This window comes from Herbiconiux sp. VKM Ac-1786, assembly GCF_015350805.1.
Classification (GTDB): Bacteria; Actinomycetota; Actinomycetes; order Actinomycetales; family Microbacteriaceae; genus Herbiconiux.
Map to the genome: position 1 here is coordinate 1 of NZ_JADKSG010000003.1, position 23,830 is coordinate 23,830.

Annotated in this window: 22 protein-coding genes; 11 read left to right on the forward strand and 11 right to left on the reverse strand. The window is 60.7% G+C overall.

Going from position 1 to position 23,830, the window contains the following annotated elements:
• The 4 genes from ITJ64_RS18450 to ITJ64_RS18465 all read right to left on the reverse strand — a co-directional run.
• Positions 1 to 1,664 (reverse strand): hypothetical protein (locus ITJ64_RS18450; protein ID WP_194682246.1); only part of this gene is annotated, 1,664 nt, incomplete at its 3' end.
• 55 nt (positions 1,665 to 1,719) lie between these two features.
• Complete coding sequence (locus tag ITJ64_RS18455) at positions 1,720 to 2,424, reverse strand: hypothetical protein (protein WP_194682247.1); 705 nt, start codon at positions 2,422 to 2,424, stop codon at positions 1,720 to 1,722.
• A 663-nt stretch (positions 2,425 to 3,087) separates the two neighbouring features.
• Positions 3,088 to 4,053, reverse strand: coding sequence for a hypothetical protein (locus tag ITJ64_RS18460; protein WP_194682248.1), 966 nt, complete (start codon positions 4,051 to 4,053; stop codon positions 3,088 to 3,090).
• Positions 4,054 to 4,411: 358 nt separating this feature from the next.
• Positions 4,412 to 4,645 carry a hypothetical protein gene (locus tag ITJ64_RS18465; RefSeq protein WP_194682249.1) on the reverse strand — a complete coding sequence of 78 codons (234 nt, stop codon included), beginning with the start codon at positions 4,643 to 4,645 and terminating at the stop codon, positions 4,412 to 4,414.
• Between the two features lie 158 nt (positions 4,646 to 4,803).
• Here ITJ64_RS18465 and ITJ64_RS18470 point away from each other — a divergent pair, with 158 nt between their 5' ends.
• From ITJ64_RS18470 to ITJ64_RS18500, 7 genes are all read left to right on the forward strand, one after another.
• Positions 4,804 to 6,762: a class I SAM-dependent DNA methyltransferase gene (locus tag ITJ64_RS18470; protein WP_194682250.1), complete on the forward strand. Its 1,959-nt coding sequence runs from the start codon at positions 4,804 to 4,806 to the stop codon at positions 6,760 to 6,762.
• Between the two features lie 79 nt (positions 6,763 to 6,841).
• On the forward strand, positions 6,842 to 7,912 hold the full coding sequence (locus ITJ64_RS18475) for a restriction endonuclease subunit S (RefSeq protein ID WP_194682251.1): 1,071 nt from the start codon (positions 6,842 to 6,844) through the stop codon (positions 7,910 to 7,912).
• Positions 7,909 to 11,034 carry a type I restriction endonuclease subunit R gene (locus ITJ64_RS18480; protein ID WP_194682252.1) on the forward strand — a complete coding sequence of 1,042 codons (3,126 nt, stop codon included), beginning with the start codon at positions 7,909 to 7,911 and terminating at the stop codon, positions 11,032 to 11,034. The genes ITJ64_RS18475 and ITJ64_RS18480 overlap by 4 nt, the downstream gene beginning before the upstream one ends.
• The gene (locus tag ITJ64_RS18485; RefSeq protein WP_194682253.1) at positions 11,031 to 11,297 is read left to right on the forward strand and encodes a helix-turn-helix domain-containing protein; all 267 of its coding nucleotides are present in this window, start codon (positions 11,031 to 11,033) and stop codon (positions 11,295 to 11,297) included. The genes ITJ64_RS18480 and ITJ64_RS18485 overlap by 4 nt, the downstream gene beginning before the upstream one ends.
• Before the next feature lie 205 nt (positions 11,298 to 11,502).
• Complete coding sequence (locus ITJ64_RS18490) at positions 11,503 to 12,081, forward strand: recombinase family protein (RefSeq protein WP_194682254.1); 579 nt, start codon at positions 11,503 to 11,505, stop codon at positions 12,079 to 12,081.
• A 303-nt stretch (positions 12,082 to 12,384) separates the two neighbouring features.
• Positions 12,385 to 12,567, forward strand: a complete 183-nt coding sequence (locus ITJ64_RS18495; RefSeq protein WP_194682255.1) for a hypothetical protein — start codon at positions 12,385 to 12,387, stop codon at positions 12,565 to 12,567.
• A 51-nt stretch (positions 12,568 to 12,618) separates the two neighbouring features.
• Entirely contained in the window at positions 12,619 to 12,816 is a 198-nt protein-coding gene (locus ITJ64_RS18500) for a hypothetical protein (RefSeq protein WP_228509310.1), read from the forward strand.
• A 23-nt stretch (positions 12,817 to 12,839) separates the two neighbouring features.
• Here the strand turns inward: ITJ64_RS18500 and ITJ64_RS18505 are convergent, their stop codons facing one another.
• Positions 12,840 to 13,124 (reverse strand): hypothetical protein, encoded by a 285-nt coding sequence (locus ITJ64_RS18505; RefSeq protein WP_194682257.1) that lies wholly within the window; start codon positions 13,122 to 13,124, stop codon positions 12,840 to 12,842.
• A 244-nt stretch (positions 13,125 to 13,368) separates the two neighbouring features.
• On the opposite strand from ITJ64_RS18505, the gene ITJ64_RS18510 reads away from it, so the two are divergent.
• Together ITJ64_RS18510 and ITJ64_RS18515 are read left to right on the forward strand one after the other, a co-directional pair.
• Entirely contained in the window at positions 13,369 to 13,554 is a 186-nt protein-coding gene (locus ITJ64_RS18510) for a hypothetical protein (protein WP_194682258.1), read from the forward strand.
• A 118-nt stretch (positions 13,555 to 13,672) separates the two neighbouring features.
• Entirely contained in the window at positions 13,673 to 14,761 is a 1,089-nt protein-coding gene (locus tag ITJ64_RS18515) for an endonuclease NucS (protein ID WP_194682259.1), read from the forward strand.
• Between the two features lie 933 nt (positions 14,762 to 15,694).
• Here the strand turns inward: ITJ64_RS18515 and ITJ64_RS18520 are convergent.
• The 3 genes from ITJ64_RS18520 to ITJ64_RS18530 are packed head-to-tail and all read right to left on the reverse strand — an operon-like array spanning position 15,695 to position 19,487.
• Positions 15,695 to 16,087, reverse strand: a complete 393-nt coding sequence (locus ITJ64_RS18520; RefSeq protein WP_194682260.1) for a hypothetical protein — start codon at positions 16,085 to 16,087, stop codon at positions 15,695 to 15,697.
• A gap of 22 nt (positions 16,088 to 16,109) precedes the next feature.
• The gene (locus ITJ64_RS18525; protein WP_194682261.1) at positions 16,110 to 16,958 is read right to left on the reverse strand and encodes a PfkB family carbohydrate kinase; all 849 of its coding nucleotides are present in this window, start codon (positions 16,956 to 16,958) and stop codon (positions 16,110 to 16,112) included.
• Positions 16,959 to 16,985: 27 nt separating this feature from the next.
• On the reverse strand, positions 16,986 to 19,487 hold the full coding sequence (locus tag ITJ64_RS18530; RefSeq protein ID WP_194682262.1) for a glycoside hydrolase family 65 protein: 2,502 nt from the start codon (positions 19,485 to 19,487) through the stop codon (positions 16,986 to 16,988).
• Between the two features lie 244 nt (positions 19,488 to 19,731).
• On the opposite strand from ITJ64_RS18530, the gene ITJ64_RS18535 reads away from it, so the two are divergent.
• Positions 19,732 to 20,475, forward strand: coding sequence for an MgtC/SapB family protein (locus ITJ64_RS18535; protein WP_228509312.1), 744 nt, complete (start codon positions 19,732 to 19,734; stop codon positions 20,473 to 20,475).
• Positions 20,468 to 21,307, forward strand: coding sequence for a PfkB family carbohydrate kinase (locus tag ITJ64_RS18540; RefSeq protein ID WP_194682263.1), 840 nt, complete (start codon positions 20,468 to 20,470; stop codon positions 21,305 to 21,307). Before ITJ64_RS18535 ends, ITJ64_RS18540 begins: the two co-directional genes overlap by 8 nt.
• Here the strand turns inward: ITJ64_RS18540 and ITJ64_RS18545 are convergent.
• From ITJ64_RS18545 to ITJ64_RS18555, 3 genes are all read right to left on the reverse strand, one after another.
• The gene (locus ITJ64_RS18545; RefSeq protein WP_194682264.1) at positions 21,304 to 22,122 is read right to left on the reverse strand and encodes a hypothetical protein; all 819 of its coding nucleotides are present in this window, start codon (positions 22,120 to 22,122) and stop codon (positions 21,304 to 21,306) included. The two genes, ITJ64_RS18540 and ITJ64_RS18545, sit on opposite strands and share 4 nt — an antisense overlap.
• Positions 22,123 to 22,187: 65 nt before the next feature.
• The gene (locus ITJ64_RS18550; RefSeq protein ID WP_194682265.1) at positions 22,188 to 22,931 is read right to left on the reverse strand and encodes a glycerophosphodiester phosphodiesterase family protein; all 744 of its coding nucleotides are present in this window, start codon (positions 22,929 to 22,931) and stop codon (positions 22,188 to 22,190) included.
• A gap of 96 nt (positions 22,932 to 23,027) precedes the next feature.
• Positions 23,028 to 23,822 carry an inositol monophosphatase family protein gene (locus ITJ64_RS18555; protein WP_194682266.1) on the reverse strand — a complete coding sequence of 265 codons (795 nt, stop codon included), beginning with the start codon at positions 23,820 to 23,822 and terminating at the stop codon, positions 23,028 to 23,030.
• Positions 23,823 to 23,830: the final 8 nt, after the last annotated feature.

The window sequence follows — 23,830 nt, forward strand, 5'->3', positions numbered from 1 at the left end:
TCCTCGCCGGTGGCGGCGCCGGAGGCTTCCATCTGCATGATGGTGCCGGCGTATTGCACGACGTCTTCGGGGTCTTTCGAGCGGCCGAAGATAAGTGCGGCGCCGGAGGAGAGGGCGCGGCGTCGGGAGATCTCGTCGCGGGAGAGGCCGGCGACAGACTGGGCGGCGAGGATGAGGCCCATGCCGGCGCTGCGGGCCGTCTCGAACAGGCTCGTGGCGGTATCGCCGGGGTCGGTGGTGCCGGTGACGAGCTGGGGGAACTCGTCGACGACGACGAGCGTGGGGGTCTTGTCGCGTCGCTCGAGGCGGGTGGCGAGGTAGTTGCGGAGGTCGAGTAGCAGCAGGTCGCCCAGGCGCGCCTGGGTGTCGCTGATGGGGGAGAGGGGCACGATTCGGATGTCGGCCTGCGGGTTGTCGTAGGACCATCCGTCGGGGCCGATCCACTGCTGCAGGGGGCGGAGTTCCACGAGCAGGCTGGAGAGTGCGCGTTCGCCGGCGGTGGTGCCGTCGCGGTCGATCTTGTGCAGCACGATGCCGAGGTCGACGCGGTCGTCGATGAAGTTCTCCGGTCGGGTGAGGCGTTCCCGGAGGTCGTCGACGCTGGTCAGCGGCGACGCCGTCTGCACGACCTGCAGCACGCCGCGGATCTCGTTGAGGTAATACTGGTTCGCGCCATCCGGGGGCGGCATGAGCCGCATCAGCTTGGAGGTCACCTGGTCAGCGGTGCCGGTGAACAGGTTCCACGGTCCGCCGACTTCGGCGGTGCGGCCGAACGATCGGGCGATTGCCTGGAGCTTTTCGGCGTCGGCGGGGTCGCCCTTGGCGTCGATGAACACGACCGGCCACCCGTACATCAGTGCGCACAGCATCAGGTCCGACAGCAGCACCGTCTTGCCGGTGCCGGATTCGGCGATGAGCAGAGCGCGGACGCTGGCCGCGTCGGCGGGGAGCATCATCAGCTTGCCGTCCTCGTCGGTCCAGTCCCGCACCCGGCGCACGTCGTAGAACCGTTCTGCGAGGTTCTTGACCGTCGCCCGTGACACGAACCCGAACCCCTGCCGGCCGTGCGGGCCGGGCAGGGGAGCGGTGAGGGCTTTGTCGGAGGTGCTGGCGATGGCGCCGGTTTCCGCGTCGAGCTGCACACCCACCCGCTTCGCCGCGGCCGCGTCCGCGGCGCGCTTCCGGGCCTGCTCGATCTGGGTCTGCCGCAGCACGTCCGAGATCCGGCGCGTGCGCACGCGGCGGGCGATCCTGCGTCGGTGTGCCGACATCGCGACCGGGATCAGGAACACGCCGGAAGCGAGGTTGGCGATCGCCCACGGCAGGAAGGTCGGCAGGATCTGATCGCCCCAGTCGGGGGAGCTGCGGAACGCCTCGGCCTGGCCGGAACTGAACCAGCCGGCCAGCAGCACTACCTCGACCACGAGGAGCGCGGCGACGACGAGCACGCCCGCGGTGTTGAGGGCCCACCGCCAGGGCGAGACGATCCAGAACTGGGTCTTGGTCGCCACGATCTCACCCGACACTGCCACCACGATCAGCGGCACCAGGAGCGGCAGCAGAAGGAGTGCGAGCACGACTTTGAAGGCGAGTGCGACGACCGCGGTGAGGGCGTCGCCGCCCGGGTCGCTCCGGGGATGATCGGTCTGTTGCGGGTTGCTCATCCTCGTGTCCCCTTCATCGGGTCATCAATGCGTCGCTGGCGTTGACACCTAGGTGTCAACGGTTCGAGCGGACGCCTTCCAGCTCGACGGCCACGGCCTGATCTGCGATCGTCTGCCAGGCCGCCGCGTCGTCCTTCGGCCACTGCCCTCGAGCATCCAGGAGGGGCAGCCACAGGAACCGGGTACGGAGCGACCCGAGGGCCCTGGTGTGTTCATCGGCGCCGGCCGCGCGCAGCGCCACCGGGGTGCCGAAGTAGATCACCCGGGCGAAGCCTTCGCGCTCGAGCCGCCGGGCGTGATCGTCGATGATCTTCCCGTACCGCGCGCCCGTCTTCGGCGTCAGCTCCACCTCCACCAGCTCGTGCACCCCATCCCTGATGGCGACACCGTCGGCCTGGTGATCGTTCCGGTTCTGGGGTTTCCGGTCGCGCTCCCAGGTGTAGCCGCGACACAGGAACCGGGCTGCGGCCGACGCCACCACGATCTCGTGCCGCGTCGTCTGCCGGTACAGATTCGGGGCCGCTTTCCCGGTCGCCTGATGCGTCGCCCACACGATCGACCCATCCCGGAATGTGAGCCGCTGCCGGTCGACCAAACCGACCTCAGCGACCCTCGCGACCCACTGCTGCGCCTTCCGCAAACTCACCGGCTCACCAGCACCCGACAAGCCTCCGAGCGCGAACCTGATCGCATCCATATCGCACAACCGGACCACGTCCAGCCAGGCCAACATCTGCTCGTCGCGCTCGGTCAACCGCATACAACCCCCTAGAGCCTTTCAATTCGACCCTACGTTGCACCCCCGACAAACGCTAGACCAAACACCCCCTAAACGAGTCACACCACGTAACCGCAGCATCACGCGCTCACTCTTCGATCTCAGCTCGCACACCCCACAAGCCATCATCTGAACAGTCAACAAATCACTACTCCACCACCCCACCACTACCTATTCACTTTCACTCTCTCTTTTCTCTTTCTCTCTGTTTTCCCGCACCACTCCACCACCCCTATACTTCCCAACCTCCATCAAATCTGCATCGCTGAGTTGGGGGAGGTTGGGAAGCGGGCGGAGCCCGGGGGTGGTGGAGTGGTGCGGGAAAACAGGTTCTAACCGTTCGCTAAACTATTCGCGCTCGGTGAATAGTTTTACGAACCGCCCTGCTGGGGGAGTGTGGCCGGCGCTGTCAGGCGGAGGCTCGGCATTCAGACGCCGCTCCCTGCACGATAGGCGCTCCGACGCCGGATGCAAACCCTTCATCGCACTGACCTCGAGCACCCGGCGCCGACGGTGAAGCAGATTCTTCTGCTGCAGCTCGACGTCGACGAACCTGGTCGCCTCCCACTTCATCCGATCGGCTCGCCAGCAGCCGGCGCCGACTGTCGGCGACGTACCTTGCAGCTGAGGTGAAAGCTCGTGCGCTCACTTGGCAGCTCCGCCCGGGTGCCGGCGAGCACGTTCCCACGCTTGCTGCTGTTCGTGCATGGCGGCGATCGCCTCGTCGATGGCCGCTTGATCGCGGGACGCCCACCGTGCTTCTTCGGCCTCGCGTTCGCGCCGGCGGGCCTCCAGCTCGGCCCGTGCCTGGATCGCTCGGAGCTGCGCTTCCTCGGCCGGCGTCGGCTCGTTCGGGTCGATCGCATTCTTGATCTGCCACCCCAGATACGCCACCGGATCACGCTGCCCGGCAGGCTCTGCGACGGTGAAGCCGGCACGCTTGTTGCCCGTGGCGAGTGCATCCATGAAGGCGTCGATCGTCCACCTGTCTGGGTCGATGTCGCAGCGCTCGAGCATCGCGCACACCTGACCGATATGCCGCCCATCCGCCAACCACCGCATCCGCGCCACCAGCCCTGCAGCAAACCGCTGCACACCAATCGACCTCGGCCGACCCGACCTCGCGAAACCGTGGCCGGTTGATCCTTTGGTCCTTGCTGGAGGGCGCGAAGCGTCCGACTCGCGCGCGCTTGCGCGCGTTGGTTTAACTTCTAAATCAGGAGCTTTAACACCAAGGCCACCCCTACGGGGTAGATGGACATTTTCCACAGCCCACCGTTTCGGCATCGTCAGTGCACGCACCGACGCGGCCTTGATCTGCCGTCCCCCGTGGGCGCCCTGCGCGGCCTCACGCTCGGCCACAGTGAGGTAGCGGCCCTCCACGATCGATACGGCCAGCCCGAGCGCTTCCAGCAGCCCACGGGCGCGCTGCACGGTCTTCTTACACACACCCGTCACCTCGGCCACCGTCTCGTGCGCGGTACTCACACCACGGCCCGTGTCGGCGTCGGCCGCGAGCATATCCGCATGCGCGATCCGCAGCAGCGTGTCCGGCGCGATCGACACCCGCCGGCGCAGCTCCTCACCCTCCGGAGTGCGCAAAGCATCCATCACCGCATCGAACCAAGCGGCACCGCTCGTCCAGGCCGGCACAGCCGCATACGCCCCCGGAGGGGCCTCCAGGCTCCATGAGCCCGACCGCTTCGAACTCGTGCTTCCTGGGCCATCCTGAGGCCCCGAAATCGGGTCATCAAAGTGATCTGACACGCCGACAGGCGTGTTTGCGCGCGAAAACGGGACAGCAAGTCCCACGTGAGGTACGATCGACACGTCTCCTTGAAGACGCGGAAGAGCCTCCCGGCTCTACCGGGTTCTTGTACTGGGATTGCTCCTCACCTCGAAATGTCGCCAAACAGTTCGCGAGGTAGGGAGCCAGAGCTTCGGGCCCGCCTCCGGCGGGCCTCTCTCGTTAAGCCGAGTCGATAGGCAACTCCCCATCGCGTGGCAGTTCTTCGGGCCACCAGATCGGCAGGCCCTGGTCTGTGAGCTCCAAGTGGTCGACGACACGCTCGAAAAGCACGGCGGATGAGACGCCGGCGCGTTCGGCCACTGCGTCGAACTTTGCCTTGGAGGCGCGCTCCACTTCGTAACCCATGTTGACGGGATCGATCAGCGTCCCGCGAGGACGTCGTCTTGGAGCCATGAGACGACTTAACCCTGGCCCAAGGGTTAAGCTCCGGATTGCCGAAGGTGTGTCGAGAGAGAACCTGTAGTTAGTCCCCGAGTCAGGTGCTTCGTTGGGGCCGGTTGCATGTAACGTTCGTGATACAAGCAGCACGCAATAGTCAGGAACGAGCAGACATGGCAGATCCGTCAGCATCCAACGCGAGCACGACGACCGCCCGAATAGTCTGGGACACGGCGGACAAATTCCTGCGCAACGTGGTCGAAGAAGAAGATTATGGCGACTACATCTTGCCCTTCACGGTACTTCGTCGACTTGAGTGCATGCTCGCCGATACAAAGGAGCAGGTGGCTCCGTTTGTCCGATCACTAGGCAAATTGCCTCCGCATCTCATCGACATCGCAGTCAAGGACAAGTTCGGTCTAACTTTTCACAACGTCTCACCGCTCAGCCTCGCGACCATCGCCTCGGTGGACGACAATGTCGAAAAGTCGCTGAAGAGCTACATTGCCGGATTTTCGAACAACGTCGCCGACGTCTGGGTCGCCTTCGACTTTGCGCGTCGTGCGAGCGTCCTTGCCGAAGCTAACCGCCTGCACGCTGTCGTTAAACACTTCTCGACGATTGATCTCTCGCCCTCAGGCCTTGCCAACACGGCAATGGGCGACGTCTTTGAGGATGTGATGTACCGGGCTTTCAACAAGAAGGGCAAGGCAGCGGGAAACTACTACACCCCGCGCGACGCAATCAGGCTCATGGTCGACGTCCTCATCACGAACGACGACGACACCCTGGCAGGTGATAGCGCTCTGCGGTCGATCTACGACCCCACTGCGGGTTCTGGTGGCATGCTGCTCATCGCACAGGAAGCCCTCAAACGCATGAACAGCAAAATTGACGCGACTCTCTACGGGCAGGAACTCATGGCACCTGCCTTCGCGCTTGGAAAAGCCGACCTACTCATCCAGGGCGGCAGGCCCGACGCGATCAAGCGCGGCGATACGCTGCTTCACGACGAATACGAGGACCAGAGGTTCGACTACGTTCTGTCAAACCCGCCGTTCGGCACCAAATGGGAGGTCCAAGAGCGGTCGGTAAAGGAACAGGCGAAGGTACACGGTTCTCGGTTCAGTCATGGCCTGCCAGGCGTTGCCGACGGCCAGATGCTGTTCCTCGCACACTGCGCGTCGAAGCTCGCACCGGCTTCAAAGAACGGCCAGGGTGGCCGAGCAGCGGTTGTCTCCAACGCTTCGCCGCTCTTCAACAGCGACAAGGGGCCAAACGCGATTCGTCAGTGGCTTTTCGACGAGGACCTCATCGACGCGATAATCGCGCTGCCTACCGAAATGTTCTACGGCACCGGGATCGCTACCTACGTCTGGATTCTAGATAAGAACAAGGACCCCCAGCGCGAACACAAGATCCAGCTCATCGATGGTTCGGCCCAGTGGGAGCCCATGCGCAAAAGCATGGGCTATAAGCGCCGCAAGATGAGCGAACGCAACCGGAACGTGGTTCTAGAGGCATACAAGGCATTTGACTACGCCGACCCGGCCATCTCGCGCATCCTGACCAAGGAAGACTTCATGTTCCGCGATGTATCGGTCTTCAAGCAGGCTCGCCTGTCGACGAGATACGTCGAGGACGCCGTAAACGCTCTGCACTCGCGAAAGGACTTCACAAAAGCGCATGAACAGATCGTGCGCTCCCTCGCGCAGACCGCGATTGCATGGAACGACCTGCCTCAAACCTTCCTGAAGCTCGCGAAACAAAACGGGCTAAAGGCCAGTATCGGCCTCGTCGACGCCGTTACGAACGCCATGGCCGTGGACGACGAGAACGCCCCCCTCGCAGTCGACCGTAAGGGGAATCCCGTCGTGGCCGAGGGATGGAAAATCACCGAACGCGTGCCGCTGAGCGAGGCCTTAGACGAGCACATGGAGCGCGAGGTACTGCCATTCGCGCCTGACGCGAAGTGGGACGAGTCGAATGCCAAGGCTGGCAACGAGATCCCCTTCACACAGATTTTCTATGTGCCCGAGGAGCCCCGCCCCCTTGCAGATATCGACGCCGACGTACAGCAGATCATGGTTGAGCTCGGGGCGATGTTCCAGGCGGTGAAGGCCAGTGAATAGAACCTCCCCCTTCTGGTCAGTTGCCTCCCTTAGATCCGAAATCGCTGAACCATCAGAGTTCCAGGTCTCGCTGGAGGACATGGTCTCTGGCACCGGACACCTCGTTGACGGAGAATTGTCACACTATGCGGCCAAGGGCACTCCGTTTTCAACCGGTGATGTCCTATTCGGCAAGCTGCGGCCGTACCTGGCGAAATACTGGCTCGCTGACCGCGCCGGTACGGCGGGCGGCGACATTCATGTCTACCGCCCCTCTCCAGGAGTTGAGCCGCGCTTTCTCAACTACGTCGTAGGTAGCCCCGATTTCGTGAAATACGCCGAAGCCGTTTCTAAAGGCACCAAAATGCCCCGCGCCGAATGGATGGGACTTCGAAAGTTTCCCGTGACCAATTTCGATATTCAATCCCAGCGCGCCATCGCAGACTTCCTCGACCGTGAGACTGCCGAGATCGACGCGATGACTGCGAAGCTGGACGAGCTCGCAGAGCAGCTCTATGGTCGAAAACTGTCGGTCATTCAGCGCCAGACTCAATTCACGACCATCGGCGAGCGATGGACGACGGTACCGACGGCACACTTGTTCGATTCGATTGGGAGTGGGACAACCCCAAAGGAGCGAGAGCACTACACCGACGACGAGGACGGCATCGCATGGGTCACGACCTCTGAGCTCCGGGAGAACGAGATCCTCGGATCCAACCAGCGCGTGACTCGAGCGGCGGTTGACGCAGTGTCATCGTTGAAGGTCCACCCGCGCGGGACGATCCTCATCGCGATGTACGGGGCCACGATCGGTCGCCTCGGCGTCCTTGGCGTTGACGCGACCGTGAATCAGGCGTGCTGTGCGTTCTCCGGTCCTCGTGGCATCGATCCTCGGTATTTTTACTACACGCTGTGGGGCCAGCGAGACGACATTATTCGACAGGCTGTCGGCGGCGGACAGCCCAACATCAGCCAAACGATTCTGCGGCGTTGGCGCGTTCCTCAGCCTCCAATGGATGAGCAGAAGCACGTCGTCACATATATAGACGAAGCCGCTGGCAGGATCGATGAGATGCTCGGCAAAGTCGCCGTCCTAAAAGAATTGCTAATCGAGCGCCGCGCCGCGCTCATCACCGACATGGTGACCGGCCGGAAGGAAGTTGCATGAGCGACGCTCAGCTGATGGAACTCGAGTTCGAACGCAACCTCTGCGAGGAGCTCGGCAGCCGAGGTTGGCTCTATGAGAATGATGGGAAGCCGACCGGTTGGGACATCGCGCTGGCCCTCGTTCCAGCAGATGTACTGCAGTGGCTCGCGACGCAGTACCCGGAGGAGTACGAGAAGGCCGTCCCGGTAGATCTCGTGAACAGCCAGCGCACGTCGGCCGAGCGCAATCTGCTCGAGCACCTGACTAGGGAGCTCGCCAAAGCGACAAAAATGGATCCAACCACGGGGCATCCGGTAGGAGGCCTTCTAGGCGTGCTCCGCAAGGGTTTCACCTACGCCCAAGTGGGCCGCCCGGCCGCGAAGTTTGGCCCGATGATGGAGTTCCCGCCGGCTAACCCGAACCTCACGGAGGTCGTCGAGGCGTCTGAGGCCGTGCGGCTGAGGGTCTTACGCCAAGTGCGCTTCGATACCGCGACGAACGAGACCCTCGACGTCGTGCTACTGGCCAACGGCATACCTGTCGTCACAATGGAATTGAAGACCGACAACACTCAGTCGGTCAGGCATGCCATCCGCCAGTACAAAGATGACCGCCGCCCCGGGAAAAACCGGGCGCTGCTGACTCCAGGGCGCGCTCTTGTGCACTTCGCCGTGTCCAACGACCTCGTTTATATGACAACGAAGCTCGCCGGCGAAGACACTGTGTTTCTGCCCTTCAACCAGGGCGAGAACGGCCATGAGGGCAACCCGCCGTCTAGCACCGGTTCGTCGACGAGCTACCTCTGGAGCGAGATTCTCGCACGCCCGATGTTCCTGCGGATCCTCAAAGACTTCGCGCTCTTCGAGCCGAGCAAGTCCGGCAAGAAAGAAAATGGGCGCCTAGTTTTCCCACGGTTTCATCAGCTGCGCGTTGTCGAACGCGTCGTGACAGACATTGAGAAAAACGGGCCAGGCGGGCGATATCTTGTGTGGCACTCCGCCGGCTCTGGCAAGACAAAGACCATCGCTTGGCTCAGCCACCGTCTAATCCGGCACATGAGCCCCGACTCGAAGTCGACGTTTGACTCGGTGATCGTCGTCACCGACCGGACGGTGCTCGACGAGAACATCCGGCACGACATGAACCTTGTACAGTCCAGCAAGGGCCTCGTCGTCGCCGTGGGCGAGAAGTCCGGCGCCAAGTCGCCGCAGCTGAAAAAGGCTCTCGTCGAGGGCGACCACATCATCACGTGCACCCTGCAAACCTTCCCAGAGGTCATGAGGCTGATCGAGGACACCGAAGAATTGCGCGGTCGGCACTGGGCCGTGATCGCAGACGAAGCGCACTCATCCCAGACCGGATCCGCCGCGCACAAGTTGAAGGAACTGCTCGTTGACGTCGACCTCGATCTCAACGAGGACATCAGCGCCGACGATCTGATGGCGGCCAAGGACTCTGCGATCGCTGCGTCGGCGAACATTACCTTCGTCGCACTCACGGCGACTCCGAAAGGGAAGACGCTGCGTCTTTTCGGCACCGAGCACAACGGGCGCTGGGAGGCGTTCGACACATACACGATGGCCCAGGCAATCGAAGAGGGCTTCATCCTCGACGTGCTGACTAACTACTCGACCTACGACATGTTTCTTCGGGTGAAGAACGCTCTAGAGTCCGAAAACGAGACCGAAATCCGTGTCAACACCGGCGAGGCCGTCTCGACGATCGTTCGTTACGCACGTCTACACCCGACGGCGATCGCGCAGAAAGTCCGCGTCGTCGTTGAGCACTTCCGTCGGAACGTCATGCATATGCTCGACGGCGAAGCGAAGGCCATGGTCGTCACCGGAACTCGCATGGAAGCGTTCGGCTGGTCGCGGAAGATGGACGAGTACATCGCGGCACAGGGCTACACCGACTTACACACGCTTGTAGCGTATTCGGGCTCGCTCACCGACCCGGACACCGGCGCAACCGTCACCGAAGTCTCGATCAACGGCCGCAGCGACGTTGAGAGGGCCTTCCGGGAGGAAGGCATATTCCAGGTCCTTATCGTCGCCAATAAGTTCCAGACCGGCTTCGACGAGCCGCGCCTGATGGCGATGTACGTCGACAAAAAGCTTTCCGGTGTTGCGACCGTGCAGACCCTTTCGCGCCTCAACCGGATCTACCCGGGCAAGACATCTCCGATGGTGGTCGATTTCCAAAATTCGCCTGCTTCAATCGAAAAGGACTTCAAACTCTATTTCTCCGATGCTCACGTCGAAGGCGAGGTCGACCCGAACACCCTGTACACGATCGCTGACCGCCTCGACACGGCTGACCTATATACGGCCGATGAGATGAACGCGGTCGCCGACGCATATTTAAGTGAGGCTGGAGGAGAGGCGATCGCCAAGGCGCTCTCGCCAATCAAAAATCGTTGGACTGGACAGGTACGCCAGGCTGTGCTGCGTAAAGACAAGGTCACGCGGGAGAAGCTCATCGCCTTTCGCGCGGACGTCATCGGCTATCGCAACGCCTGGCAGTTTCTCAGCCAGATAGTCGACTACCAGGATCCCGACCTCCACCGCCGTGCAATCCTCACCTCGCTGCTAGCGCGGAATTTGCACGTCGATGGTGATGACCGCGACGACAGCTATATGGAGGGTGTGCAGCTTTCGGGCGTCAAGCTCGTCCCGTCAACGATCGAGGAGGATCGCTCCCTGACCGAGGGCAGCGGCGAGGCAATCAAACTCCCCGACTTTGGGGGTGAATACGGCGGAGGTGCCCCTATGCCGGCGCGCGGGCCGCTCGACGAAGCGATCGATAAAGTCAATGAGATGTTCAAAGCCACAGGAGTGGACGTAAGCCCCGACAGCGTCTCGGGTTTCATTACGACGTTCTGGGGGATCCTCGACGCAAACAAAGATGTCGTAGCGATGGCCAAGCACAATACTGTCGCCCAGCTCAAGGCGTCAGAGGGCTTTAGCACCGCCGTCGGCCTCGCTGTACTGAAGACGGTAAGTGAGGCGCAGGAGATCCAGTCCTACCTGACCGATCCCGCGTTCCTCGGCCAGATCGCTGAGATCGCAGCGGACGCGCTGCACGCTCAGCACAACGGCGAGACCGGTGCCGTCGGCGACACAGAGGGATCTGTGGCATGACCAAGGTCGATCAATCGAGTTTTGGCGGGATCATCCGTGAGGCACGTATAGGGAACGGCTGGTCCCAGACGGAACTGGGCGAGAGGTCGGGTCTGTCCCGCCCAACTATCGCTCGCGTTGAGGCGGACAGCGACGTCACGACCGCGACACTTTCGAAGATCGCCGAAGCATTGGGTCTCACGCTCGAGCTGAAGGGCTCTTCTAATGGGCACGCGACCGATTCCCGCAAACACGCGGATCCGGGGCTAGTCGAAGAAGCCTGAGGCTTGGGGCGATCCCGATAGCTGGTCCGCTTATCGCTGACCAACCTGTCTTAAAAAGCAAAAGATTTATGAGACGACCGGGGTGGGCCCGGCCGACCACTTACCTACCGCGGAATCTCGGCACCGCTCGGTGTCTCACAAAGTCATCTCATGTATCTGCGTGTCTTAGGGCTGATCAAGAGGCTTTACGAGACATGATTGCGGCATGAGGCTTCTTGGCTACACACGTGTGAGCACCGCCGGCCAGGATCCGCAGCTCCAGATCGATTCACTCCTCTCTATAGGAGTGCAGAAACGGGACATCTTCGCCGACGTCACGTCCGGCAGCAAGAACGCCGCATCACGACCGGGGATGCAGCGGCTCCTCGAGTACGCCGAGGCCGGCGACACCGTCGTCGTCTGGCGCGTCGACCGACTCGGACGTTCCCTGATCGATGTACTCAATACCGTGAACGGGCTCCGCGACGCGGACATCAACGTGCGATCCATCTCAGACGGGATCGACCCAGCGACGTCGACGGGCCGCCTGATGCTCAACATGCTGGCCACCTTGGCCGAGTACGAGCGCGAGCTCATCGTCGAACGCGTCAACGCCGGCATCGCCGTCGCTCGAGAGGCCGGCACTCAGTTCGGACGCCCAAAGTCCGACCCCGCCGTCGTCGGCGAGAAACTCGCGATCGTCGCCACCGCTCGCGCCTCGGGAAAGACCGCGGCCGAGGCAGCGGAACTAGTCGGTTGGAGCCGGGCTACTCTCTACCGCCATCAAGGCGCCCAATCACGCTGACCGTGGCGTCCTGTGTCTCACAAGACTGCTAGAGCACGTGAACCGTCGCGGCAGCTTTGAAGACATAGCTGCGAGACGCCGCCGTCGCGCACTGGAGCCTTCCAGACGCTGCCCGCCAAGGCATTCACGAGACACTTCGCATCCTTAGGGTTACGAGACCGCATTTGAATGTGTGAACCTTATGGCCGCGGAATCTTCACAGCCAGGACTGGCGGCGGTTTATGCTCGGGTGACATTTCGTACCGCGGTACCGAGACGCACGAGGCCCTTCGCGAGACCTTGGGCGAGAGAAGGGTTAGACCGATGGCAAAAAACAAACTTGACGGGGTCACATTCAACAAGCTGATGGATGAGTTCGGCGAAGATGCCGCAGCCGAGACCCTCAATGATGTGAACGAAGGGAAAATACGAGCCGAGACGGTCGAGAAGTACCTGTACACAGATGAAACTAAGGAAGATTACGCTGAGCGCCTACGCAGCGAATGATCGCGACAAGCGTCTTGAGCGAAATGGGTTGAGATGAGTTTCAAGGTGATCATGACGTACTCGGACGGGGACCGAGAGGAGCTCGATGAGATCTTCGAAACTGAGAGCGAAGCCGAAGAGTACGGGCTAGAGCAGGTCAGCAACTTCGACACCGGCGGAGAAGTTCTCCATCTGTCGAATCCAGGAGACTACCCAGCGCCCGACGAAGGTGTAAAGGCCGACTACGAGGTGTTCGAAGTCGAAGACTGATGCCGCCAGCGAAGGCTCGTTCGCTACAGAGCGATCCCTATGGACGAGAACGCTCGCTTCAGCACCTTCTTCGGGCCACCCACAACGAAGAAGATAGGTCGCCCGCTATCGTCGACGAGCGCACCCTCATCGCTTCGCGCACGCACCTCGACCACCGCAGTGGGATCGAACGCCTTCGACTCCATCCGAGCCGATGCCACTCGAGCCGAAGTAATCTCCACAACCGCGGCACCGGCCTCGTCTTCGAGAATGATTCGTGGAGTCCCCTGAATTGTTGCAGCGACGAGAGACAGTTGCGTCGCCTTCATGCTGCTACCTTTCGGCGCTAACGGACCGTCAGCGAATATCACGCGAGTGCGAGCAGCGGCCGCATACACCGCCACCTCAGCATCAGTCGGTTCGTTAGACACGCATCGCCTTCCACTTTGTTTTGCATCATCAAGAGTCCTCGAGCCCACCGAGCTCTGTCGCGCGGCGCGTAGACGTATCTTTGACTGCTCTGCCCATACAGGCCGGCACCCCCACCCATATACTGCATCACGAGGGGGCGTCATGGCGAAGAATACGGGCGAGGGCAAGCGGGTGGGGATCGTGAAAGACCGCTACCAGAAGAAGAACACCCGCACAGGCCTCTGGGATAAATACGACAAGCGTGGAAACTACGTCGGGACGAAGAAGACCGGCGGCCCTTTCAAGAGCATAATTCGCCTCATCGGCCGCAACCCACGGCGTTCCTAGTCACCGACATTCGAATGACTTCTGCTCCCCATTCGCCTTCCCGGGGCGGGGCTACGCCGATGCGTGGGGTCTTGATGATTGAACTGCGCACCGACACCATCAGCACCGAGTCCATCTGATGGGCATCGAAATGGGCCTCTGGCGAGCAGACGGCGACGCTCTGACTCGCATTGTGCCCACGGCAGTGGGCTTGGAAGCACAGCTCGAGTCTTACATCGAATCGGACCCCGCCATCTTGGGCGAGTCCATGCTCGTCATCGGACGACAGGTCCCCACCGCACACGGCGGCTACATCGACCTCCTCGCGATCGACGAGACCGCGGCAGTCCATGTGATCGAGCTAAAGCGCGACAAGACGCCCCGGGATGTGACTGCTCAGGCGCTGGACTATGGGTCCTGGGTCGCAACGCTTGGCCGCGCCGAGATTCTTGGCATCTTTGCGAACTACCAGCCAGGCGTCGCGCTAGAAGAAGCCTTTGACACACAGTTTGGCGGCATTCTGCCGGAAGACGTCAATGCTACTCAAGTCCTAACGATCGTCGCGGCGTCTGTCGACGCCGCGACCGAACGCATCGTCCGATTTCTGAATGAAGACTTTGGGGTCCCCATCAATGTCGTCTTCTTCCGCCACTTCCACGACAACGGCTCCTCCTATTTGGCCCGAACATGGCTTGTAGAGCACGACGCAAAAGCGTCTACTGCCACGACGACCTCCCGCCGTACGAAATCTCGCGAGTCCTGGAATGGACAGGATTGGTACGTGTCGTTCGGAGAGTCTCACGACGGCCGTCAGTGGGCTGACGCCGCAACCTATGGATTCGTTTCTGGTGGAGGAGACAAATGGTTCTCGCGGACACTCAAGAACCTCACGCCCGGGTCTCGGATCTTCGCCTGCATACCCAAAGTTGGATACGTTGGCGTCGGCAGCGTCTTGGGAGAAGCGAAGAGATTCGATCAGACCACAGTCCTCGGCGGCGGCGCTGAGGTGCCCTTGAGTTCCTTACCGTTGCGAGGCAACTACCGGCGCGATGGCGACGAGGATGATGACATAGCTGAGTGGGCTGTCCCAGTCGAATGGACACACACCGTTCCGCGTGACCAAGGCTTCTGGAAGCCCGGAATGTTCGCCAATCAGAACACCGCCGCAAAGATGCGGAACCAGTTCACTATCGACCAGGTTTCAGAGGCCTTCGGTCTCGACGCTTAGTTTGAAGTGGATTGGGCACTAGTTCGAACTAGCGTTGCTCTGACATGAGCCACCTGAGCTGCGGTAAGCGGATCCCAACGCGCCGCCTTCTCATGCTCCGGGAACGCAGCGCGAAGAACCCTTCGCACCGCATTGCCGCCATCCGCGATTCCCAGCTCTCGAGTCAGAGAGGCGACCGTTAGCACCCTCGCCCCTGCAGGGCCCGATTCTGCGTCCCGGTATTCGGTCGACGGTAGAGAGGCGCGAGAGCGTTGAACTGATGCTCGAAGTGCGACACGGTTCCAGATTCCGTATGGCGTGAGGATGCCTACCGCTGCATCTTCGAGTTCAAGAGCCTCCGCTTGCGTCGCGCACGTCGCCCAGCGGATCTCGACGTCTAGCCAACGAATCGCGTCCTGCGCCCATACGGACGCTCGGGCCGGCCGACCTTCGCGTACCGCATCGACGTGCGACTCGATGAACCCAGCATCTGCGAGTGCCCGGTCGAGTGCAGCTTCGCCGAATCCGCTCACCGCACCCTTGCCTCGCCGGTAAATAGAGAGCCGACCCCTGAGGCCCTGGCCCCTTCGCTCGCCGGCCATACCGACGTACACAATCGCACCGTCACGTGTCCGCATCTGGTAAACGCCTGGCGTCAGTGGTGCGGTGAGCGCCGCCGTCTCGAAAGGCTCCCAACTAGACCACGCCACGAGACCATCGACGGCGAAGTACGCGTCATCCCGATTAGCAATCACATGAACATGATGGCGGAAACGCGTGCTCAGCGAGACTCAGCGTCGTCTCGATAGACGTCGGTCGCCGGGACTCCAAATCGGACTAGGCAACTGAGACGCGTCGTTCAGCGCGTCGAGTAGTTCACATGCGGTGGCCGGTACCCGATCCCCTAACGAGACGGGCCTGAGGCATTCTGAGGAGGACCACAAGGTCATTCATTTAGACGAGAAATCCGAGTGCGGCGCCGACTAGGCCAAACCCTGCCGCCACAACGGCCAGTCCCTTTCCAGTGCGGTCAACCTTCTTGAAATCGGTGTCGTGCGCCAGGAACCGAAACGTTGTGGCGAGCAGACTTACGACAGATATCCAGATCGCGAATGTTCCCACATATGCAGTGAGATTGTGCCAGATCGCGAGTGGCCCGATCCACATGTAGGCGACAACTGCTGCCGAAAGGACAGCGACGGTCACCAGCACATCATCGCCCTCGTTGCCGGTCGCAGGATGCTTCCCCTTGTCACCTACCCACCGAATGATTCCATCGAGTACGGTCGGTTCAAGTTTTCTGTAGAAGCGCCCCACGCGCCCTACGACGCCACGCCAGAGGTTCACTTTGCGTTTTTCCTAACGCTTGTCACGGCGCCAAGCTAGCAGTGGCGTTGCGCACATAGTTGATCGATTGAAATATTGATTGAAGGGCACTTTCATTCATCTGCTGAAGTTGGGTCCGCATGTCCCCATTCAATAAGCCATGCTCAGCCACAGAGTTGAGAAGCCATCCCATGGCCGGGTCGGACTTGCCAAGCGAGGTTGAGTCTGAGGGGAGCGGAACTGCGGATTCGATCAGGTGGTTCTTCGTGTAGGTCCTCCAGCCGGTAGGCAGGGTAACAATAACTACCGCTGCCCCCTGCTCGAGGAGTGTGGTGACTACCTGCTTTTCAGAGAGGTCAGGCCATAGCCATCCAAGCTCTTCATCAGTTAATTTGACGATATCGGCCAGCCGGGTGATCCGTCTTATGCGTTGTCTTGCATCAGACGCGTTCCGAATAAGCATGGGCCTGATGCCGGCCTCGAGAGAGATGATCGACCCGGGTCGGGCGCGCTCCAGCAGGGCCTCGACCCGCCAGGTTCCGGGGGGAAGCCAGGCAGCGATTGACCCCGTATGGACAGCATCGCTGCTCACAAGTGGGGCATCGTCCAGTGCCCAGGTGAGATCATGTTCGACTTGATCAGCGTTCGCGGTCGTAGTGCTGGTTCTGGGTATGTCTGTGACGACAATTTTCACTCCAGCTTGAATCATCTGACTCCTGGCGAAATCACCACGAGCATCAGCCGCGAGGGCGGTCCGAAGGATGACTTGATGTCCAAGTTGTGCGAGATGCAAAGCAACATCCACCGGCCCAGAGGCGGGCGTCTCTGATGAATTCGCCCCCGTCACGGCAACATCGATCAAGGTCTCACCGATCACGACGATGTTGGACATCTGCTTACCCCTTTCCCTCAACACCCGTTAGTTAGCGTGCTGAATCTGGTCCTCGTGCAAGGTGATGGTGGGTATCGACGCGGTGATGACTGACCCGTCTCCCCGGTGAGTGCCTTCGATGTCACTTGTCGTGGGCGCGCCTTGCAAGTCAGGTCTGTCGTCCTGCAGGGAGACCTCTGCAGGCATCCCTGGATAAACGGTGATCGCCTCAGCTCGGACTCTGAGCTTCACTTCCGCCCCGTCCTCGAGAGCGAATGAGACCGACCCTTGGCGGATTTGCACGCGCATCCGGCTCCCTCTCGTCGTGATTCGAAAAGTCAACGATTCCCATCCCTCCGGTAGGCGGGGATCGAACGAAAGCGATCCTGCGTGGTCGCGCATCCCCCCGAATCCGAAGACCAGCGCGCTCCACACCCCGCCAGTTGATGCCACATGAACCCCGTCAGCGGTGTTGTGATGTAGGTCTCCGAGATCAACAAATAGAGCCGCGCGGAAGTAGTCAAGGGCGAGGTCTCGGTACCCGACCTCTGCCGCAATAATGCTTTGGGTCGAAGCCGATAGCGTCGAATCTCCCGTGGTGAGTGCATCGTAATATTCGAAGTTGGCGCGCTTTTGTTCGGCAGAAAATTCGCTGCCTCGCAGAAACATGGCCAGCACGACGTCGGCTTGCTTGATTACCTGGAAGCGGTAAATCACCAGGGGATGAAAGTGCAGTAGCAGGGGACGCTTTGAGGCCGGCGTGTTCTCAAGGTCCCACAACTCCTTCTCCAGGAATTGCGCGTCCTGTGGGTGGATGCCAAGGTCTTCGTCGAAGGGAATATGCATCGCCTCCGCCGCCGCCTCCCACTCCTGAATCTCATCATCGTCGAGGTCTACCCGCTGAACCATCGAGGCATAAGCCTCTGGACACTCCTCCCGCAGTCGGCGGACCTGCCGCACTGCTGCTTGTAGGTTCGCGCGCGCCATAACGTTCGTGTAGAGGTTGTCGTTGACGACGGTTGTGTATTCGTCGGGGCCTGTTACTCCATGGATATGGAATGTCTGCGGCCCAGCACCTGGGCGCCGCCAAAACCCGAGGTCGGCCCACATGCGTGCTGTTTCTATCAGAATGTCGATGGCCCCGCGATTGAGAAAGTCGATGTCGCCGGTGGCGGAAACGTACTGCATCAGCGCGTGCGAGATGTCGGCGTCGATGTGGTACTGCGCCGTCCCGGCTGCATAGTAGGCCGACGACTCAAGACCGCTAATGGTGCGCCAGGGGAACAGGGCTCCGCGCTGGTTGAGTTCCGCAGCGCGTTCTCGGGCGGCGGGCAGCATGTTCTGTCGGAAACGGAGCGCATTACGCGCAACGTGTGGCGACGTGTATGTAAGGAACGGCAGCACGTATATTTCGGTGTCCCAAAAGTAATGGCCGCCGTAGCCGGACCCCGAGACGCCTTTCGCAGCGATGCCACCCCCATCGGTTCGGGCAGTCGACTGCGCTAGCTGGTAAAGGTTCCAACGAATGGCTTGCTGCATTTCTGGTTGGCCGTCCACCGCGACGTCGGCACGGTCCCAGAAATCAGCGAGCCAGTGTTTCTGCCGGGAGAAGACGTCCTGAATCGGACGGGCGTTGATTCGGTCCAAGGTGCGATTGCACCGGTCTGCCAGCTCTCGAACGGGCACACCGTTCGCCGAGTGATAAGTAATGGTCTTTGTGAGCTCGATGGGGGTTCCGGCCCGTGCTTGAACCTTAAAGAGGTGCTTTGCCTGGTCGTCCTCTATCTCACCGCGCTCCGTCCAGACATTCTCCGTCTGGAGGCCGTGATCGACTCCCACCGCCAACGTCATGCCTGAGTTGGCTGCCTGATATCCCAGCAGCTGTCTTGGGCCATCTGCGTGCTTGAGTCGCGGTTCCAGCACTCTTCGTGAGAACGCGGCAGCCTGCCTCGGGTCCTCGAGGAGCGCCTCGGCATGGGCAGCAGTCGCGTATTCGTCTTTCCAGTCTTGCCGGTTGAGGATCTGGCTGGAAAGAAGGACGGTTCCGGGGGCGTCGAGCATGGTGACCGTGTAGGTAACGACGGCGAGATGACGGTCTGTGAACGATACGAGCCGTTGCGTCCTAACGAGTACACGCTTGCCGGAGCTGGTGCGCCATTCGATCTCCCGCGACAGCACACCGTCGTTGAAGTCCAGGCGACGGTGGTAGCGAAGGATCTCCGCCGTCGCGACGTCGAACGGTTCGTCGTCAACGTATAGCTCGATTACCTTCGCGTCGGGAACATTGACAATCGTTTGGCCTACGCGCGCAAAGCCAAACGCCTCTTCAGCATGGCGAATGGTCCAAGTGTCATGGAATCCATTGATGAAGGTCCCGTTCTGGTGGCCACCCCGCCCTTCCTCCGGCGCCCCCCTCATGCCGAAGTACCCATTGCCGATGGCGAACAACGTTTCTGTTCTACCCTCGATCGCGGTGTTCACAGATGACTCGACGAGAGCCCATTCCTCAATTGGGAACTGCCGGTGATCGAGGTAGTCAAGCAGGCCCATACGTAGGCGTCGCCTTTCGGATCAAACATGTAGCCGGGAACGTTCCCGTATTACTGCGATGGTAGTTGCTCTCGGCGATCACAGAAAGCCTCCGAGACGGTTCTTCTTGAGCAGCCGGACATTGAATTCAGAAGGGAGGTTGTCAGTGATTCATGCGATTCCCGCGAGAGGGTTGTCTCATCAAGGGCATCGGCCTACGATTGGGTATTTTACGGGAACGTTCCCGGTAGTTGGAGGCTCACGAATGATGGACATCTTCGTCGTTCTCGACCTGACGTTGCGAGTTTTCATCGCGATCGCTCTCGGATCCGCAATTGGGTTGGAGCGGCAGTGGCGACTACGCACCGCTGGCATCCGCACTAATGCCCTTGTATCAGCTGGCTCTGCTTTGTTCGTAATTGTGGGCGCAGTCGGGATCGAGGGGTCCAATGCCGATCCGACACGGGTTGCCGCACAGATCGTCAGTGGAATTGGCTTCCTCGGTGCCGGTGTCATCTTGCGGGATGGCGTCAATATTCGAGGCCTGACGACGGCAGCTACGTTGTGGTGTGCCGCAGCCATTGGGTCTCTGGCTGGTGCAGGTCTGGAAGTCATGGCGTTCATTGGCGCGGTCGCGATCATCGCGACAAACACTTTGCTCCGCCCTTTGAGTCGCCACATCAGTAGGAGGGTAACGACCAAGGTGGATTCGGTCGACGCTCTCGATGAGGTCAACCTCCCCACTGAGTACATGCTCGAAGTTGAAACGACTGAGAAGAGCGAACCTCGCGTGCGTGCGCTTGTTCTGCAGGCTGTTGACCGCCCCGAGTATGCCCTCCGCTCTCTAGATATTCGGCCATCGAAAAACAACGCACGAATAAAGGTGTTAGCGGGCGTATCGGCTCAAGATGCCGGCGATACCAACGGCCTGGAACTTGCGGTGCAACGCATCAGTATGGATCCGAAGGTGACTTCAAGTCGGTGGTGGGCAACAGATTCCGATGATTGACCAAAAGGTCGACGTCCTGGTCATCGGGGAGACGCTGATGATCGACCACGGCGACGGCGAGTCGGGTGGAGGCGCCGGCGCCCAGGTAGCCCGAGCGGCAGCCCTGCTCGGAAAGCAGGTCGGTCTGCTTACCTGTCTGAGCGAGGACAACCGAGGAAGAAGGCTCCGGTCATGGTTAGCGGACGCCGGGGTGCAGGTGCATCGATCCCTGATCTCCCACACACCGCGGGCCGAGTGGGGAAATGACATTGAAGCCTCCCCTGGCCCACAGGTATGGCGCTTCGCTGCGCGACGGTTACCCATGGCTGGGATCATCCACGTGACGAGCCTTCCAGCAGGCGTCTATCCCGCCAGTCACGATGTTCTGGGGCTATTCGCTGCGAACAAAGGAAAGTCCCTCCGTTCCGTCGCAATCCTGAGTCGCTATCTTCTAGCACTCAGGAAAGAAGCGATCCTGACAATCATTGCTGCGTCAGACGTTGTAATAACAGACCGAGTCGCCCTCGAGTGGCTCTACCCGGACCGGGCCATCGAAGATGCAGTCGCGCTACTTCTGAACCACCGAGCTGGCATCGTGTTCGTTGTCGATCAATCGGCCGCATGGGTTTTCACCGAGAGTCTGTCGATCCCGGTGCTGCTGCACGAGACCCAGCAGAAGCGCCGGGGGGTGCACCAGGAAGCTGTAATCGGCCATCTTCTCGACGAGATGATCACACGTGGTTTCAGCGCACAAGGCGGTCGGCGCGCCTTACTCACGGCCGACCCGAAAACACTGCGATCAATTCTGAAATGTTCGATCCGCGCGGCCGCAGCAGCTGTCACCACAGGCTAGAAATCGAAGTCGATGTGCCAGCGCGCAGACTGACCGGGTGCCAGCGTCCTCTCGATCATCGGTTCCCACGAGAAGGTTCGGTCGTTGCCCCAGATCGGGAAATACGTCGGTGCATAACTAGCGGTAGCAGTGACTAGCCCAAGGCTCGGGTGCCGTTGGATGAGCACAAGGCTGTCGCTTCGTTCAAGGTCAAGCGCCTGGTAGTGGGCCCCTATCCATGGCCACCGTGAGCGATGGATGAATCCATCAGAGGAGAGAGCGAAACCGTCGTTGGCTGGCATGCCGACTGGGATATTGATTTTGACCAGCGCGTCCAACCCCGTGGGGAGTTGCGGGTAGAAGGGGTGCGGGAACCAGACGAACGAGAATCGATCGCTGCCGATGTTCTTCAGGGACGTCTCCGAACGAACAGTCCTTCCATTCAGTGAAACGCGACGTTTGAGGTCGAGAGCCCACCCCTCGAGGCTTTGACGAGTGGAGAAGGTGATGAAAGAGTCGTGGCGTTCGATGTGCCATTTGCAGCGTTCCAGGACTGTGCGCCGATCTGGTTCGCAGAGCCCGACCCCAACGATGAGTGATTTCAGGGGGGTCCCGCTGACAAGGGGCGCCAAGCTGAAAGAGTCAGGGATGCCCTGTCCATCGAATGGGTTGAACGTTTCGGGGTACGTGGGACCAGACATCAAAGGCCCGATCAGTGGGTCGGATACCTGGTAGATGTATCCGCCGCTGCAGTACCGCGTTCCCAACAGGTCCTGATGGTGTTTTGGATCGAGTACGTCAACAGTGAGCTGATCGTTGGAGAGGTTTAACATCATCGGGTCCTTCTGAGTGGCCCTGCCCTCATTTTCACGTGCGTGACTACGAGGGTAGGGCCAACCCATCAGCTGGAATGAGATGCCAGTAGAGCGCCGATTCGAGCGAAGTCCGGGAATCGCGCCGTGAATTCCGCACTCTCCTCAAGCAGGCGGCGCGCATATTCGGGAGCGTTGGAGGCGGAACTATCGACGTCCATCTCGAGGACTCGCCGAACATCGCCGGGCCCCTCAATCAGTGACGCGGCAACTAGGTAACCAGCGTCGTGAAGCTCGTCAACGAGCGGACGGGTCACGATGGAGAGCGGGATCAGGATCGTAGAGACTCCGATCCTCTGTGCCTGCTCACGCCAGTTAGTGTCCAATTCTGGAACGTGGAGGCCCGTGCCGCGGGGGGCGCCCGACCACTCATCGGTGAAGTCAGCCAGAGAAAGGGGGTCAAAGCTCGTCACAAGGCAACGCGCCTGATCGCTCTCTGGGCGGCTCTGGAGGAATTGGGCCAGCGGCCTTGCCGCATTCGGCGCTTTGATCTCGACCTGGAGCAACACGGACGTCGCGTCGAGAGTCTCTTCGAAGGTGGGGATCTGCTCTCCGCCGCCGAGATCCACGGTTCGGAGTTCATCGAACGTCATCGTCTCGATCGGGGTGTGCAGGAAAGGAGTCGATACAGCTGCAGTTCGATCGACCGTCCTGTCATGGAGGATGACGAGTTCACCGTCGCGAGTCACTTTGACGTCGAGCTCGATCTCGTCGACACCGACTCGCTCTGCTTCCGCGAACGACGACAATGTGTTTTCAGGAGCTGTGGCCATGGTTCCTCTGTGGCCACAGAAAACGAACTGGCGAGCATCTGACATCTGGATTTTCCTTTGTGCTTGTGTGATGAGGTTGGGTCTTGCTCGTGGCGGTTAGACCAGGTGCGGGTGAAGTTCGTCGGCGAGCTCTGGGCTGGCGACAATAAGCAGTTCCGCGGACGCGCTATCCGTCTGAGTGATCCTGATTTGGGCGCCAGCTTGCCGCGCAATCAGCGTTGCTGCGGCATAGTCCCAAATGGGGAGTCCGCGTTGGAAGTGACCGTCCGTACGGCCTTCGGCCACGCCACAGATTTCTAATGCTGCGGCGCCAACCAAACGAAAGTCACGAATCAACGGCATGAGCGTTGTTACGTCCTGCAGCACCCGAGGGCGCTTGGACAGGTCATACGGGATTCCGGTGGACACCAACGCCTTGTCAAGGGGCACTCCCGTGTTGACCTGCAAGACGTCGCCATTCAATCGGGCCGGCTCCCCCACTGCGGCGGTGTATTCCAGAGCAAGGGCTGGTGCAAAAACACAGCCGGCGATCGAAGTCCGGTCACCTTGTTCGTCGCTAATGGTTGCTGCGATGGAGACGGCATAGTAGGTGGAGCCGTAGAGGTAGTTGACCGTTCCGTCGATTGGGTCAACGATCCATGTGATCTCGCTGCCGGCGCCGATCTCGCCACCTTCTTCCCCGAGGATGGCATCGCCCGGCCGTGCCTCCAGGAGTCGTTCGCGGATCAGGGTCTCGACCGCGGTATCTGCCTGCGTCACGATGTCGAGCTGGCTTGACTTGGTTGATGCGACACTAATTCCCGCGCTTCGCATTGTGGCGGCGAGCGCCCCCGCCTCGCGGGCGACGGCACGTGCGATGTCCAAGAGTTCGAGTGCTGTGGACTGAACCATTGCAGTTC